Annotated in this window: 15 protein-coding genes and 1 pseudogene; 11 read left to right on the top strand and 5 right to left on the bottom strand. The window is 48.6% G+C overall.

Annotation, left to right across the window (positions count from 1 at the left end; genetic code table 11):
- Nucleotides 1-4: 4 nt before the first annotated feature.
- Nucleotides 5-1,024, bottom strand: coding sequence for an alpha/beta hydrolase (locus BUB16_RS11540; RefSeq protein ID WP_434083890.1), 1,020 nt, complete (start codon nucleotides 1,022-1,024; stop codon nucleotides 5-7).
- Between the two features lie 359 nt (nucleotides 1,025-1,383).
- On the opposite strand from BUB16_RS11540, the gene BUB16_RS11545 reads away from it, so the two are divergent.
- Nucleotides 1,384-2,274 (top strand): helix-turn-helix domain-containing protein, encoded by an 891-nt coding sequence (locus tag BUB16_RS11545; protein ID WP_073064120.1) that lies wholly within the window; start codon nucleotides 1,384-1,386, stop codon nucleotides 2,272-2,274.
- 178 nt (nucleotides 2,275-2,452) lie between these two features.
- Here BUB16_RS11545 and BUB16_RS11550 read toward each other — a convergent pair whose 3' ends face one another.
- On the bottom strand, nucleotides 2,453-2,911 hold the full coding sequence (locus BUB16_RS11550; protein WP_073064123.1) for an RES family NAD+ phosphorylase: 459 nt from the start codon (nucleotides 2,909-2,911) through the stop codon (nucleotides 2,453-2,455).
- On the bottom strand, nucleotides 2,911-3,333 hold the full coding sequence (locus BUB16_RS11555) for an Xre family toxin-antitoxin system antitoxin (protein WP_073064126.1): 423 nt from the start codon (nucleotides 3,331-3,333) through the stop codon (nucleotides 2,911-2,913). The genes BUB16_RS11550 and BUB16_RS11555 overlap by 1 nt, the downstream gene beginning before the upstream one ends.
- A 359-nt stretch (nucleotides 3,334-3,692) precedes the next feature.
- Here BUB16_RS11555 and BUB16_RS21795 point away from each other — a divergent pair.
- Nucleotides 3,693-3,893 (top strand): annotated as a pseudogene (locus tag BUB16_RS21795) (SAM-dependent DNA methyltransferase); the annotation flags it as partial.
- Nucleotides 3,894-3,918: 25 nt separating this feature from the next.
- Here BUB16_RS21795 and BUB16_RS11560 read toward each other — a convergent pair.
- Both BUB16_RS11560 and BUB16_RS11565 read right to left on the bottom strand, forming a co-directional pair.
- Nucleotides 3,919-4,179, bottom strand: a complete 261-nt coding sequence (locus BUB16_RS11560; protein ID WP_073064129.1) for a hypothetical protein — start codon at nucleotides 4,177-4,179, stop codon at nucleotides 3,919-3,921.
- An 18-nt stretch (nucleotides 4,180-4,197) separates the two neighbouring features.
- A complete protein-coding gene (locus BUB16_RS11565; protein ID WP_073064132.1) occupies nucleotides 4,198-4,725 on the bottom strand; it encodes a PH domain-containing protein in 528 nt (175 codons plus the stop codon).
- Nucleotides 4,726-4,931: 206 nt separating this feature from the next.
- On the opposite strand from BUB16_RS11565, the gene ccsA reads away from it, so the two are divergent.
- The 9 genes from ccsA to murB all read left to right on the top strand — a co-directional run bounded on the left by ccsA (nucleotide 4,932) and on the right by murB (nucleotide 14,877).
- Nucleotides 4,932-5,600 (top strand): cytochrome c biogenesis protein CcsA, encoded by a 669-nt coding sequence (gene ccsA / locus BUB16_RS11570; protein WP_073064135.1) that lies wholly within the window; start codon nucleotides 4,932-4,934, stop codon nucleotides 5,598-5,600.
- Nucleotides 5,597-5,875, top strand: coding sequence for a CcmD family protein (locus tag BUB16_RS11575; protein ID WP_073064138.1), 279 nt, complete (start codon nucleotides 5,597-5,599; stop codon nucleotides 5,873-5,875). Before ccsA ends, BUB16_RS11575 begins: the two co-directional genes overlap by 4 nt.
- On the top strand, nucleotides 5,865-6,266 hold the full coding sequence (locus BUB16_RS11580) for a cytochrome c maturation protein CcmE domain-containing protein (RefSeq protein WP_073064140.1): 402 nt from the start codon (nucleotides 5,865-5,867) through the stop codon (nucleotides 6,264-6,266). The genes BUB16_RS11575 and BUB16_RS11580 overlap by 11 nt, the downstream gene beginning before the upstream one ends.
- A gap of 12 nt (nucleotides 6,267-6,278) precedes the next feature.
- Nucleotides 6,279-8,774 carry a heme lyase CcmF/NrfE family subunit gene (locus BUB16_RS11585; protein ID WP_073064143.1) on the top strand — a complete coding sequence of 832 codons (2,496 nt, stop codon included), beginning with the start codon at nucleotides 6,279-6,281 and terminating at the stop codon, nucleotides 8,772-8,774.
- Nucleotides 8,775-8,937: 163 nt separating this feature from the next.
- Nucleotides 8,938-9,669 (top strand): tRNA pseudouridine(38-40) synthase TruA, encoded by a 732-nt coding sequence (gene truA, locus BUB16_RS11590; RefSeq protein WP_073064145.1) that lies wholly within the window; start codon nucleotides 8,938-8,940, stop codon nucleotides 9,667-9,669.
- Between the two features lie 239 nt (nucleotides 9,670-9,908).
- Entirely contained in the window at nucleotides 9,909-11,714 is a 1,806-nt protein-coding gene (locus tag BUB16_RS11595; protein ID WP_084088218.1) for a DUF5060 domain-containing protein, read from the top strand.
- 143 nt (nucleotides 11,715-11,857) lie between these two features.
- Entirely contained in the window at nucleotides 11,858-12,298 is a 441-nt protein-coding gene (locus BUB16_RS11600) for a single-stranded DNA-binding protein (RefSeq protein WP_073064147.1), read from the top strand.
- A 118-nt stretch (nucleotides 12,299-12,416) separates the two neighbouring features.
- The gene (locus tag BUB16_RS11605) at nucleotides 12,417-13,817 is read left to right on the top strand and encodes a hemolysin family protein (protein WP_084088219.1); all 1,401 of its coding nucleotides are present in this window, start codon (nucleotides 12,417-12,419) and stop codon (nucleotides 13,815-13,817) included.
- Between the two features lie 16 nt (nucleotides 13,818-13,833).
- A complete protein-coding gene (gene murB / locus BUB16_RS11610) occupies nucleotides 13,834-14,877 on the top strand; it encodes a UDP-N-acetylmuramate dehydrogenase (protein WP_244545689.1) in 1,044 nt (347 codons plus the stop codon).

Raw genomic sequence — 14,877 nt, forward strand, 5'->3', positions numbered from 1 at the left:
ACCATTATGACAAATGGTTATTAAAAAACTCATTGAGTTTGCTCATCGCCTGTTTTACATATTCAGGCACGTAGTATGTTTGAATATGTGTGGCTCCATCAATAACAAACAGTTCTTTATTGGTTGTCCCAGTCGCTTTGCTAAATGCTTCGTCTGTCATATACTTTGTTTGCGCTTCGCTACCGGCCATCATCAGCAAAGGTTGCTCAATCAAATCCATATTGGTGGCGGCATCCCACCTCATCAAATCAAGCAGGCTACTCTTGGTGTACTTGAATGTCGAATTTGGATGTGAGTGAGATCTGAAATAATACTTAAAGCCTTCGCGATAAAACCGGGTATCTACGTTGGCAAGCTCTTCATCAGAAATGCTTGATACACCCACGTATTGTACTTCACCACCGGCAGCCTGCTGAGCACGAGCTTCCGATGCTTCTTTTAGGCGTTTCTGAATGGTTTCTACTTGAGATTTCAGGAAGCCATCTCGACGTACTTCACCAGTATTAAACATACTGAGGGTTGCCACCGCTTTAAATCGTTTGTCTGATTGAGCTGCTTTCAAGGTATAGCCACCACCGCCACAAATTCCTAAAACGCCCAACCGTTTTGCATCTACTCCTGAGTATTGTGTGATATAATCTGCCATACCGTGAATATCTTCAATACGGTTGGCGGGCTTATCCACATTACGTGGCTCTCCACCACTGGCGCCCTGGTACGCCGCATCGGCTGCAATGGTGATATAACCAGATTCCGCCAAACGTTGAGCGTATAGTCCTGCTACCTGCTCCTTGACCCCGCCATTGGGATGAGCCACCACTACAGCCGGATAGCTCTTTGACGGGGCATAACCCGCGGGTGTATAAACATTGGCTGAAATTTCAATGCCATTTAGGTCATAGGTTACAGAATGGATATGTACTTCTCCCTCCACATTTTCTGTTAGGGCGTCCCGGTACACTAACCCAAAAGGATTATCAGATTGGGTTTGACCCAAAGAAATGGTGCTTAACGATGTTAGCATAACGATTAAAAGGTATTTCATAACTGTTATTACCATGTTTTTAACATGTAAAACTGTTTTATAATTACTTAGTGCAAGTACTCTTCATTGGTTACCGGCTGCAGCCATTGGGTAGGGCTATTTTGCCAGAATAAATTGTTGAACTTTTGAGTTTCTCATTTTTATAAACTTAATTGGTCATGTTGGTTAGGAATACAACAAATGGTTCGTCTTTCATGATGCAATGATAAGGTAGTATAAAATTTCAGGCTTGTCGTTATACGGATTACGGAATGACTAACCAATATTACGGTTTATCCCTTTGGTTACTGTTATTGTGCCTTGGGAATTGCTACATTGGTGTTAAAACAATAGCAGATATGTCACAACTATTTAAATTCGATACCGTCCGTTCTTACAACAATTTTAATAACCATGATACCTTACATCCCTTAGTCAGTGTGATTGATTTTTCCAAAGCGGAAATACGCACCGGCAAAAAAATGTATTTTGGAGTGTATTGTATTATCCTCAAGGATGTAGCGTGCGGAAATTTGAAGTACGGCCGTAACTATTACGATTATCAGGAAGGGACCCTGGTCTTTATTTCGCCCGGTCAGGTTATTGATGTCGAAGACAAAACAGAACCGTATCAACCCATGGGGCACGGACTGGTGTTTCACCCGGATTTGATACACGGCACGTCCATTGCAAAGATTCAGAGTGAGTATAATTTTTTCAGTTACAATACGAGTGAGGCCCTGCACCTGTCGGAGCATGAACAGCAGACGGTATTAGACTGCTTTTCAAAGATAGAATATGAGTTGCGGCAATCTATTGACAAGCACAGCAAAAAACTGATTGCTTCCAATATCGGGCTGTTTTTGAATTACTGCGAACGATTTTATGACCGCCAATTCATTACCAGAGAAAATGCCAATAAGGGGATTTTAGAAAAGTTTGAAGAACAGTTACACGACTATTTTCTATCAGAACAACCCCAAAATAATGGCTTGCCTTCTGTGGCCTATTTTGCCGAGCAGTGCCATTTGTCGGCCAACTATTTTGGTGATTTGATCAAAAAAGAAACCGGAAAAACGGCACAGGAACACATCCAGTTGAAAGTAATTGACCTTGCCAAGCAGCGTATTTATGATCCGGACAAGTCGATTAGCCAAATTGCCTATGAATTAGGGTTCAGCTATCCCCAGCATTTTAGCCGCATGTTCAAGGAGCATGTGGGTTCTTCTCCAAGTGAATATCGGCAGTAGAATGAGTAGGGACTGAAGATGTATTCAAAATAGAGTATACCGTAAATCGCTACGATTTCCGGGGATCTGAATCGGCGTTAGTGAGCTCTATTTGCCTATTTCGATACAATACCCTAATTCTGGTACAGCTATTAGATATTATACCGGTTACAGAGGGGTACCCCCAATCCACTATCAGCTAATTTCGAAGCCGGTCATCAAACTGAAAGGGTCTCACTTCCCGGATATCAATGGTATCAAAATCCGGATGTCCGGGGTTGATGAGAATATTCCATTCAGAAGGGATAAGCACCGATGGCACCTTTAGGAGAAGACTGTCCTGGGATTGGATCCATTGGGTTCCCATCTCGGCTAATTCATCCGACGCTGGATATGACCGCCAATGGTCGGGCAGCTGTTCGGGTCGAATGATCCGTGGCTTCCCGGGGTTGGGAATATGAATCGCTACCAACGCTAAATCATCGGGAGCAGAAGCCAACGAAATATGGGCTAAGACTTCCAGGGCGGCCAGGGACTCATGCTCAGAGGTGTACAGCATAGGCGTGCCAACGGCATTCCACCGGCCGCCATGCCTGCGGGCGCCTTCCCCGTTTAAATCACGACTATAGGATGATTTAGTAATGCGAAAGACCTCCATTAGGAATAGACCCCGTGCTCCAGGCGGCCTAATTCTTTTATAATAAGCTGCATGCCGATCATCGTATCCATTAAACTCATGGGCGGTTGTTGGTCTAAGCTAAGCAGAGGTGTATTGAGCCAGGCGGCCAGCTTTTTTTTATCGCCAAGGACCTCATAGCCTCGCGACAATACTTTGGCTATTTGAATCAAATGTTCAGAAACATCCGGAGAAAACTTCTGGCTTGCATCATAGCGTTGGATGGTACGCTTTGATATCGGTAAAATGTGGCTCATTTGGGTGAGGGTCATGCCGCTGAACTCCAGCAAGCGGCCCAGCGTGCGTTTGGACACCCCGCTTCGGCTCAGAGCAATAAAATCCAGTTCATTATTGAGATTGGGGGCTTCTTCTTGAAACAAAGACTTCAGGGTATCGGTGTACATGGGAATCTCTATTATGTGTCATTTGTCATATAAAATAACGACAAGGATCATCTATTGAAAGTGTTAATTGGCTTCTTTTTTACCGATAACAGCCTGAAAACGTTTTGTCGCATAATTCAGTATTATCTAAAGTTGGGAAAATAGGGGTTGTTTTTCCAATTTAACTACTATTGGATATATACATAAAAATATGATGAATAATAGGGGGCTTTATTTAATTAGGTCCAATTCGGCGACCGGCGTTTCTGGGCTGTGGGCTGTGGGCCGGTTCCGAAGTTTTTCAGGTACCCGGAGTTACTAAATCGCCTTTTAAAGCGTGTAATCGGGGTTTTTGGGCCGCCCGGATATACCGGCGGGAGGACGGCCGTTGGCGAAAGTACACGTATGAAGAGATTGTCAATCGGGATAAAACCAGCTTGTATATCACCTGTATTAAAGATGATAGCCTGACAGATTTAGAAAACTTGCCGGAGCCTGAGGTACTGGCTGGCGATGTTGTTGAGAACTTAGAGGCTGGTTTGGAGAGTTTCCGCCAGATTGTAGATGTATTGGACGAGTAAAAACTTTCTGCTTTTTACGTTTCTCTCACCAAGGCAGCCTGCCTAATACTTGATCTGTAATATCTGCCGCCGTTTCGTGATCAACGCCTGCCTTGTCTGCCAATGTTTTTATATCCGGTTCTTCGCCGCTGTTGATGGCCTCCATCAGCAGCTTAAGATAGTGGTTGATAGTATCGAGCTGTTCGTCATCGCCACTGGCTCCCTCTGCGTCATCGGGATCGAACAATGATTCAAAAGGATTGATAGTGATCTCCTGCTTCAGGATATCAGAGGCGGTATAAAGCATTCCGGGTGATACCTAACCCTACTCAAAATGCCTGCGCTCTTTCTTATAATCCTCATCCGACATCAGTCCCTGCTGCCACAGGCCGGTCAGGTAGTCGATCTTGTCCATGCTCCCGGGATCATATTCGGGTTCGTGTCTTTCCCGATCTTCCCCGGTTTGCTTCTGCTTTCTTTGTGCGGCTATCGCTTTTTCCAGCATCCCTTTCAGGTGATAGGGGGTTTCCATGCCGAAAAGGGTCATCGATGAGGCGGAGGTGTGCAGCTCCAGGTCCCCGACCCCCAGTTTCTCCTGCAGCCAGCTCTGCCGCACCTCTACCTGCTCGATGCTTACCAGGTCGACATTGCGCTGGTACTTAGCGTCGCGGGATGAGATCCGGGTATCGGTAACGCGGTAGGAGAGGCGCTGCTGGCGCTTGCGGACCCAGTACAGGCCCAGCAGTCCGATCCCGAACAGCGGAATCAACAGAATCGACAAGGCATAACCCGGCAGATGATTCTTCCAGCTGATGGTCAGTTCAATGCTTTTGGAGTCGGATTGATTAGCCATGGTTGAGATGGTTAATTTAGCATGAAGGTCTCATCCCGGACAGCCGGGACTGAAAACCTGCGTAAAATTTCGGCAACTTCTCCTGTAAAGTTAGGTAAAATTTGGGGAAGTTGAAGGGGATGGGACTAAGTTTTCCCAAATAGATTTCGTATATTTAGGCCCTTTGCGAAGGGCATGGCGTGAGCAGACTAAATTTTTAGCAGTTGATGAGATTAAAATCGTGGAAATATGTGACGGCGCTCTGGATGACGGGCGTTCTGATAGGTGGATTTTTGATCCCGATACCTGAGATTCCCATTTTACTGGAGTCTTCGCGCAACCTGTTTCTGCACGTGCCGATGTGGTTTACGATGGCAGTCTGTTTTGCAGCGGGATTTGTGTACAGTATCATGTATTTGAATAATCCTGATCCGGCTATCGACCGGAAAGCGGAATCTTTTACCCAGATCGGACTGTTATTCGGTATATGCGGACTGATCACCGGCTCGCTCTGGGCACGCTTTACCTGGGGGTCCTGGTGGACCTTCGCCGAGCCGCGGATGAATCTCTCAGCGCTGGGGATGATGATTTATGTTGCTTATTTTGTGTTGCGGACGGCTTTTGACAATCCGGAGAAGCGGGCGAAGATTGCCGCGGTCTTTAACGTCTTTGCCGCTACGACGATCCCGTTTTTGCTCTATATTATTCCGCGCCAGCTGCCCAGCCTGCACCCGGGGGCCGAGGGCAACCCGGCGTTCAGTGAGATAACGGCCCCGGAGCTGCGCTATATTTTTTACCCGGCCGTGGTGGGATTTATCGCCCTTGCCTTCTGGTTATATGATATACTGTACCGCTACAAGAAAGTGAAGCATCAAATCGAACAACAACAGCTATGAATTTTTTTCTGGTCCAGGCACAAGAAGACAGCGTTGCGGCCGTTGATACATTGACAAAGTCATATGCTCCCGACTGGCAGGCAAGCGAAGGCTTTGAACAGGCGGGGCCGTTAATCCAGGCGGCGGCTTCGAACGATCTGATTTTTATAGTACTGGGCGTGAGTCTCATAATCTGGTTTGTCCTGCTCTTCTTTATTATCCGGGTGGACAAGAAAGTGGGACGGCTCGAGAATGAATTACAACAATCCAAAAAAACGGTTCAGCATGAAACCTAAATTGATTATCGGCATCATTGCCATCGTCGGCTTCACCTCACTGCTGATGTATAATTTCGGCAACAGCATCAGCACCTATGTGAATTTTGAACAGGCTGCGGATATGAACAATGCCCACGTTGTAGGCAGCTGGGACGATTCCGAAGAGTATGGGTTTTCCATGGAATCGAAGCAGTTTGTCTTTCATATGAAGGATGAGGCCGGGAATGTACGGCGCGTGGTATACCCGCAGTCAAAGCCCAATAATTTTGAGCAGGCCGACCGTCTTGTGGTGATCGGCAGCATGGAGGGGGACGTTTTCTATGCCGATGAAATGCTGATGAAATGTCCGTCAAAGTATAATAATGCTGACGAAGCGCAGTTTGAAAAGGCAAATGCGGGTAACAGTTAGTTTTAGTGGTTTATGATTAAATTTTTCGGTGAACTCTTTGTCAACGCCGCCTTTCTGTTTGCGATTCTGGCTGCCATCGGGTACTTCCTGTATGCCCGCAGCGAAGAGGATCGCTATTTTAAGATATCGAACTGGCTGTTTGGCCTGCAGGGGATCTTCCTGCTGGCCGCGTCGGGACTCCTGGTCTACATTATCCTGACACACCAGTTCAATTTTTATTATGTCTATAATTATACCAGCAGCGACCTGCAGCTGAAGTACCTTATTTCGGCCTTCTGGGGGGGACAGGAGGGAAGCTTTATGCTCTGGGTGCTGTTTTCGATTCTTATTGGCTTGGGGCTTATGAAGTGGACGCGCGAAGCCTATCGCGGCCCGGTGCTCTTTTTCCTGACGCTCACGCATATTTTTATACTTTCCATGGTCTCGGGGATCCCGTTGGGGGATGCCACGCTGGGGGCCTCTCCCTTCCGGACGCTGGCGGAAGCAATGCCCAATGCCCCGTTCCTGCAGTCCAACCCGGATTTTGTGCCCCAGGATGGAAAAGGGCTGAACGACCTGCTGAAAAGTCCCTGGATGATGATCCACCCGCCCATCCTGTTCCTGGGATTCTCCATGATGGCCGTACCCTACTGTTTTGCCATGGCCGCCCTGTGGAAACGCAAGTACAATGAGTGGGTGGGGCCCGCCTTGCCGTGGACGCTGGGTGCGAATGTGGCGCTGTTGACGGCTATATTTCTGGGCGGCTACTGGGCGTATGTTACGCTTTCCTTCGGCGGCTACTGGGCATGGGATCCGGTGGAAAATGCCTCCTTTGTGCCCTGGCTGCTGGGTACGGCCGGCATCCACACGATGATCATACAGCGGAAGAGTTCCACCTCGCAGAAAGCGTCGATTATCTTTGCCATCCTGGCGTATGTGGCGATCGTCTACGAGACCTTTCTGACCCGCTCGGGCATCTTGTCGGATGCCTCCGTGCACAGCTTTGTCGATCTGGGATTATACAACCAGCTCGTGATCTTTATGCTGGCTGTCACGGGTATCGGACTGGGACTCTTTTTCTACCGGTACAAGGAACTGCCCAGGCAGAACAAAGAGTCGAAGCTGTTGAGCAGGGAATTCATGACCTTTGCCGGCGCGATGATGCTTTTTCTGATTGGCCTGGTTATTATCCTGGGGACCAGCTCCCCCATTATCGGGCGACTTTTTGTGGAAAATCCCACCCCGCCGGAGGTAAGCTTCTATAACGACTGGACGATGCCGATGGCGATGATGACTGCTATCCTGACGGTCTTCGGGCAGTATCTTTTCTGGAAACGGCAGGATGCTGAATCACTGGCCCGGGACCTGACCCTGCCGGTAGCGCTGACCTGCGTGGTCACCCTTGCGTCCATCATTATCGGGGAGGTACGGAATATCTATTACATGGTATACCTGCTGACGGCCTGGTTTGCCCTGATCGGCAACGCCATCATCATGATCCGGCTCATCGGGAAAAACCCTATGCTGATTGGCGGCGCGCTTTCGCATGTCGGTTTTGGAGTGCTGCTGCTGGGGATTCTGGCTTCCTCCGCCTATAACAATCACTTGCTGGATCCGGCGACCCGGCAGTACAATGCAGCGATCAAAAGCGGGAATGTCACTGATGAACAGGGGTTCAGGAAGACGCAAACCGTTGACTTTCTGGAGCTTAAGCTAAACGAGCCCAAGGTGGTCAATGATAAATACCGCGTAACCTATGAGGGATATACGCTCAAAGATCAGGCGCGTCCCGGCCAGCAGGAATACCGCATTAAGTTTGAGCCGGCAGACGGGGAGGGCAGGCAGTTTACGCTCAACCCGCAGGTGTACCCGATGCTGGCCTCCTCGTCGGCCCAGAACATCGAGTGGTCGGTGGATCCCGACGTGCGTACGGGCCTGCTGAGTGATATTTATCTTTACGTTTCGGGCAGTTCGTACGTGCAGCAAAAGAATGAGGAAGCCGAGGAGCGGGCCCGACAGAGACGGCAGGTGGAGCCTGCTGCCGCAAGCCTGCAGGATAGTGCCAAAACCCATAAAATTGAAATCGCCCGGGGCGAAACGGCGTCCGTGGGGCCTTTTGATTTCACGCTGAAGGAATACAGCCAGGAAACCGATGAATCGCTTCAGGACAGCACGGTTATTGCCGTCCGGGCCAATATCGAGGTTACACAGCGCGGAAGCGACAGCTCTGCCTCTGTTTATCCGCTGTTTTCTATCTACCAGAAAGATGGCAAGAACTGGTCTTATGCCCCACCCACGGGCATCCCGGGTCACAGCGGTACGGTGCAATTCAGCAGCGTGGACCCGTCAACCGGGAAGGTGGAGCTGACAATCCGGGGAGTCGATAAGGAGGTACAGGAGCAGTGGGTCCTGCTGGTGGCCGAAGAGAAACCGTTTATTTCGATCGTTTGGCTGGGGACGTTCCTGCTGATGGGCGGCTTTAGCATTTCCATTTTCCGGCACTGGGGAAGGGAGCGAAAAAAAGGGTAGCCGGTATTACCTCACGAATAATTATTGAATAAGTTATACTCCTTTTAGGAGACAGCAAGTTGCATCAATATTTCCGCCGTCATTTTACCTTCGCCTTGCCGACGAAAAAAATCCTGGCGTGAGAAATGCGGGTTGGGAGATATTATAATTTAATCCTCCGGCTATGCCGCGCTACAAGCTCTTAATAGAATATGCAGGCACGTCCTACAGCGGCTGGCAGAAACAGCCGAATGCCGTGACGGTGGAAGAGAAAATTGAAGCGGCGCTCAGACGGGTACTCGGTGAGCCGGTGGACGTGATCGGACAGGGACGCACAGACAGCGGAGTTCATGCAGAGGGACAAACGGCTCATTTTGATTTTCCCGGAGAGCTCAAAGCTCACCGGCTTCTGTATGCGATGCTGGGGCTGCTGCCCGATGATATTGCCGTTTGGGACATGCAGGCGACCACTCCCGGTTTCCACGCCCGCTTTGATGCCTCGTTCCGCCAGTACCGGTACCAGATTGCCCGCCGTCCCCGCCCGCTTGTGAGAGACACTTCCATTTTGGTACTGCAGGAGCTCGACAGGGAAGCAATGAACTATTGTGCTGAAGTTGTGCGGGGCACCCATAATTTTGACAGCTTCACGAAGCCGGACAACCAGAATCCGAGTTCCGAATGCAGGGTAAGCCGGTCTGAATTCCTTGAGGAAGGGGAGTTGCTGATCTATCGCATCCGGGCCAACCGGTTTGTCCGCCACCTGGTGAGGCGCCTGGTGGGTACGATGATCGAGGTCGGCAAAGGGAAGCGCACCGCCGCAGCGTTTGAGGATATGCTTCGCCGCCCCTCCAAGGCCAAAAATGGGCATGGTGCTCCGGCGAAGGGACTGATTTTGGAAGAAGTGGGATATGAATAACTAAGATACTGGTCCATTTTTTTAATCAGGAAAAAATATTGGTCTTATGACATAGCGTTTAAGGTCAAATACAGCGGTTAAAAGGCATTTTGGGATAGCCTATCGTATTAAATACCTGATTTTTTGTATTCTGAAAATTTGAAGGTTCCTGTCGGTGCTGCAATGTTGAAGATGAATTAAAACTATCACCCAACAGAAAAAAATGTATAACCAAAAAATCACCCGAAAGCACTGAAAAAATGAAAAGAATAACACAAATCAAATTTTTGGTAGTCACTTTTTTAGTTTTTCCCTTTGCCTTGGTAAATTGCAAAAATAATCCGGGGAATAACCCGGACAATGCATCGGTTACGGGTGAACTAAAAAAGTGGCATAAAGTAACCTTATCATTCCAGGGCCCATCTCATAGCGAAACTGATGAAAATCCAAACCCTTATAAAGATTACAGATTAACGGTCACATTTACCCATAATGGCCAATCTTATAATGTTCCGGGGTATTTTGCTGCCGATGGCGATGCCGGGGAAACAAGCGCTTCCCAGGGTAATATTTGGCGGGTGCATTTTACTCCCGATGCAGAGGGAACCTGGAAATGGGAGGCCAATTTTGTAAGCGGTGAGCAAATTGCCCTGAATACCCGGAAGGAGGCAGGAAATCCGGTAGAAGGCATCCACGGGCAAACCGGTTCTTTTGAAATTCAACCTACAGATAAATCCGGACAGGATTTCAGGGCCAGGGGAAATTTGGCCTATACCGGAAAACATTACCTTCAGTTTCAGGAAACAGGTCAATATTATTTTAAGACCGCCAACAATGTCCCGGAGGTATTTTTACAGTATGACGGATTTGATAATACGACCTCTGACCGGGGTTATCAACCCCATGTTAAGAATTGGAATGAGGGGGATCCCACCTGGCAGGATGGTAAGGGAAAGGGAATTATCGGTGCCGTAAATTACATGGCCGGACAAGGCGTGAATGAACAATATTTTTTGACTCAAAATAACTATGGAGATGGTAATGAAGCCTTTCCATGGACAGGTAAAGACAATTATTACCAATATGACTGTTCCAAACTTGACCAGTGGCAAAGGGTTTTTGATTATATGATGCAAAAAGGGGTGGTAACCCATTTTGTATTGGGAGAAACGGAAGTTGAGATGTATTTCGAAAAAGTTGAAAATCAATTCCCTTTTGCCGATAGCAGAAAATTGTATTACCGGGAAATGGTGGCAAGATTTGGCTATCTTAATGGGGTTATCTGGAATATCGGGGAGGAACAAGGCTGGGATCGGTCAGAAAATAATACTTATGGTGCTGCTACGACTACAGAACAAAGAAAGCTGTTTGCTGCGTACGTGGATTCATTAGTGTATAAAAATGACATGATTACGTTACATAACGGACCTTCAGGTACCCCGGATGTTTTCTTTGATTTAGCAGGATTTGAATCAATAAACGGTTTAAGTTTTCAGGGCAATTACGAACAAGAGGAAAACGGTCACGGGCAGGTTTTAGATCTGTATAAGATGAGTGAGGCGAATAATCATCCCTGGGTCATTCATTATGATGAACCCTATATGGGGGGCAAGCTTCCTGAATTGGATGTTAGGCGAAAAAAATCATTGTGGGCTTCTATTACCGCAGGAGCAGCAGGAATTGGTTTTTACAATAATATGGATGTCAGGCTGGAAGATTTCCGGGTATTGGATTCCATTTACCAAACAATGGGACATGCACGTGAACTATTCCAGGAACACCTCCCCTTTCATGAAATGCAACCTGCAGATGAACTGGTATCCAAAGGGTGGTGTTTTGCAAAAGAAGGCGACACCTATTTGATTTATTTAAAAGATGGAGGATCAACCAATGTTAGCTTACCCGATGACAATTCTTATCAGGTGGAATGGTACAACCCCAGGAAAGGGGGAGACTTATTAAAGGGTAGTATCGAATCAATAAACGGGGAAGGAAGTCACTCTATCGGATCTCCTCCCCGGGATAACAACCGGGATTGGGTATGTTTGGTAATGAAAAGGGATTAAAAATGGGATTGCAATCCGGGCCGGCTCTGCGAATGCACCCGTTGGGCTTCCTATATCTGCTTTTAAAAATTTTTCTGTAAGGATTTCCTCCGAAATATATCTTACCTTTAAGTGAAACTATTAAAAATAAAGAGGAACACGTTATGAGCTCACTCAATAAAGCAATGATCATTGGCCGACTGGGCCAGGATCCGGATGTACGTTATACGCAATCCAATACCGCTGTAGCAAATCTTTCTGTTGCTACTTCCGAGCGTTATAAAGATAAACAGGGCGAATGGAAAGAGAATACCGAATGGCACCGTGTGGTGGCATGGGGACGGCTGGCAGAAATTTGCCAGGAGTACCTCAAAAAAGGGTCCCAGGTATATATCGAAGGCCCCATTCAAACGCGGCAGTGGGAGGACAAAGAAGGCCGAACCCGGTATTCGACCGAAATAAAAGCACTTACGATGACTATGCTCGACAGCAAAGGATCGGACAGTGGCGAGGCCCCACCCAAGCCGGATAACGCACAGCAGGTATCCAGCAGCGTAGATCTGAACGACAACTTTGATGATATCGACGATGATCTTCCGTTTTAGTGGGATCGGTTCATAAAACCGGAAGAGCGGCAGGGTCGAACACCTTGCCGCTCTTTTCATGCTTGCAACACAGCTTTGAAGTGCATAGCTTTAATAAAAAATGAGCGGCAGCAGGTAATTGGACGAACCGAACAGTTTTTTATTTATTTCTTCTTTTATTTCGCAGGCGGAAGATATCGTTGCGGTGTCTTCGGCGATTGATTCCACAGGGCTGATTGTTCAACTGTTGCTCATTGTGGCGGGACTCGTTTTTTCTGCCCTCTTCTCAGGTTCTGAAGTAGCCTTTTTTTCGCTTACCAACCGGGAAAACCTGCTGCCCGGGGAGGAGGCGGAGCGGTCTTCCGACCAGCTGATTATCCGCATGCTGAATCATCCCCGCCGGCTGCTGGCAACGATCCTGATCGGCAATACCTTTGCCAACATTATCACGTCGGTTCTGGCAGCGGTGGTCACGGGTTCGATTGTGGCCCACTTCGGATTTTCCCAGTTTTGGGTATATTTTTGGGAAATCATTATCCTGACCTTCACTATCCTTATCCTCAGTGAGATTACGCCTAAAATTATAGCGATCAACGAACCTCTGAAGAATGCCCGCCGCATCAGCCGTTTTATCTATGTATTTTATGTGCTGCTTAAACCGCTTTCGAGCATCATTGCCAACAGTACCCTGAATCTCGAGGAACGTCTGCCGAAACCCAACAGCAAAATGACTTCCAGGGACATTATGACGATGGCGGAAGTCAGTGAACGGGAGGGATCTATTAAAAGCGACGAGCGGGAAATTATCGAGAATGTGATCGAGTTTGGCAGTATCAGTGTCCGCGAGATCATGACATCAAGGGTTAATATCGTTGCGGTATCCACCAGTGATTCCCTGGATGAGGTGCTCTCGCTGATCCGGGAGAAGGGGCTTTCGCGCATGCCTATCTACGAATCGGACCTGGATTCGATCCTCGGCATCATCCATGCCAAGGATGTACTGCCTTATATCAATGCCGATATAGAACGCACGACGATCAACTGGCGCACTATTGCCCGAAAGGCGTTGTTTATTCCCGCCACGAAGAAGCTGGATGATCTGCTCCGGGATTTTCAGCAGGAGAAGACGCATATCGCCATCGTGGTGGATGAGTACGGTGGTACGGAGGGACTGATTACGCTGGATGATATCCTGGAAGAAATTGTGGGGGATATTTCCGATGAATATGACGATGATGAGGAAAAACTTTATACCCGGTTCCGCAGCGGGGGATACCTGTTTGACGCCAAAATTGATCTCGATGACATGGAAGAGATTCTGGGGTGTGAGCTGACCTCCGAAGAGGATGATTTCGAAACGCTGGGGGGACTGATGTATCACCTGACCGAGCGGATTCCGAATGTGGGGGAGCGGGTGTACTACCGGGATATCGAATTTACCATCCACTCGGTATTTAACAACCGGGTGCGAAAGGTGCGCACCAAAGTCCAGGGCAGCCGTTCCCGCCCGTCCGAAGAATCTCCAAAAACAAAGCAATAGAAGGTGAATTTTTTACATGCCACAACCTCATTCTCTTGATGAAATGCTGCAGCATGATGTCGAATTGCTGCCGTTCAACACCCTGGATATCGCCGCCCGGGCCCGGTCGTTTGTTTCGGTCCGAACGGTTGACCAGCTTCGGCATCTGCTGCAACATGATGCGGCCCGGTCCGATAACCTCTTAGTGCTGGGAGGCGGCAGCAATATCCTGTTTGCCGGCGATTATGATGGCCTCGTTTTACACATGGCGATTAAGGGTAAAAGAGTGATCGGGGAGACGGAAGAGCATGTATGGCTCGAGACGGGGGGTGGGGAGAACTGGCACCGGACGGTGCGCTATGCGGTGGATCAGGGGTGGGGCGGCATCGAGAACCTGTCACTGATTCCGGGTACGGTGGGAGCGGCGCCCATTCAGAATATCGGGGCCTACGGGGTCGAGCTGGCAGATGTTTTTGAGGAGTTGGAAGCCGTCGAGATTAACTCTGCCGAGATTCATTCCTTTGACAAGGAGCAGTGCCGGTTCGGTTATCGGGACAGTATTTTCAAGGGCGTGCTCAAAGGACAGTATGTTATCAGCAAGGTGGTCTTAAAGCTGGATAAGCAGCCCCGCCCGAATACCTCTTACGGGGCCCTTCAGTCAGCGCTCGATCAGCGGGATATCGAGCATCCCACCATCCGGGATATCAGCGATATTGTCATTGATATCCGCAACAGCAAGCTTCCCGATCCCGATACGCTCGGCAATGCCGGCAGCTTTTTTAAAAACCCGGTCATTGACAACGAAAAATTTGACCGGCTGAAGGCATCGTACCCCGGGATGCCCGGCTACCCGATCGACGACCAGACCACAAAGGTCCCGGCCGGCTGGCTGATTGAGGAGACGGGCTGGAAGGGAAAAGTGGTAGGAAATACCGGCACTTACCGGCAGCAGGCGCTGGTGATCGTCAATCACGGCGGAGCCACCGCTGATGAGATATTGGATCTCGCCCGGAAAATTCAGCAAACGGTCGGAGAGCAGTTCGACATCGATCTGGTCCCGGAGGTAAATATCATCGGCTGA

Source organism: Fodinibius roseus (assembly GCF_900129315.1).
Lineage (GTDB): Bacteria > Bacteroidota > Rhodothermia > Balneolales > Balneolaceae > Fodinibius > Fodinibius roseus.

Coding starts and splice junctions, on each gene's coding strand:
- BUB16_RS11545 (WP_073064120.1), top strand. CDS start 1,384: ATGTCACAACTATTTAAATTCGATACCGTCCGTTCTTACAACAATTTT.
- murB (WP_244545689.1), top strand. CDS start 13,834: ATGCCACAACCTCATTCTCTTGATGAAATGCTGCAGCATGATGTCGAA.
- BUB16_RS11595 (WP_084088218.1), top strand. CDS start 9,909: ATGAAAAGAATAACACAAATCAAATTTTTGGTAGTCACTTTTTTAGTT.
- BUB16_RS11575 (WP_073064138.1), top strand. CDS start 5,597: ATGAATTTTTTTCTGGTCCAGGCACAAGAAGACAGCGTTGCGGCCGTT.
- BUB16_RS11555 (WP_073064126.1), bottom strand. CDS start 3,333: ATGTACACCGATACCCTGAAGTCTTTGTTTCAAGAAGAAGCCCCCAAT.
- BUB16_RS11560 (WP_073064129.1), bottom strand. CDS start 4,179: ATGCTTTATACCGCCTCTGATATCCTGAAGCAGGAGATCACTATCAAT.
- BUB16_RS11580 (WP_073064140.1), top strand. CDS start 5,865: ATGAAACCTAAATTGATTATCGGCATCATTGCCATCGTCGGCTTCACC.
- BUB16_RS11550 (WP_073064123.1), bottom strand. CDS start 2,911: ATGGAGGTCTTTCGCATTACTAAATCATCCTATAGTCGTGATTTAAAC.
- BUB16_RS11600 (WP_073064147.1), top strand. CDS start 11,858: ATGAGCTCACTCAATAAAGCAATGATCATTGGCCGACTGGGCCAGGAT.
- BUB16_RS11540 (WP_434083890.1), bottom strand. CDS start 1,024: ATGCTAACATCGTTAAGCACCATTTCTTTGGGTCAAACCCAATCTGAT.
- ccsA (WP_073064135.1), top strand. CDS start 4,932: ATGAGATTAAAATCGTGGAAATATGTGACGGCGCTCTGGATGACGGGC.
- BUB16_RS11565 (WP_073064132.1), bottom strand. CDS start 4,725: ATGGCTAATCAATCCGACTCCAAAAGCATTGAACTGACCATCAGCTGG.
- truA (WP_073064145.1), top strand. CDS start 8,938: ATGCCGCGCTACAAGCTCTTAATAGAATATGCAGGCACGTCCTACAGC.
- BUB16_RS11585 (WP_073064143.1), top strand. CDS start 6,279: ATGATTAAATTTTTCGGTGAACTCTTTGTCAACGCCGCCTTTCTGTTT.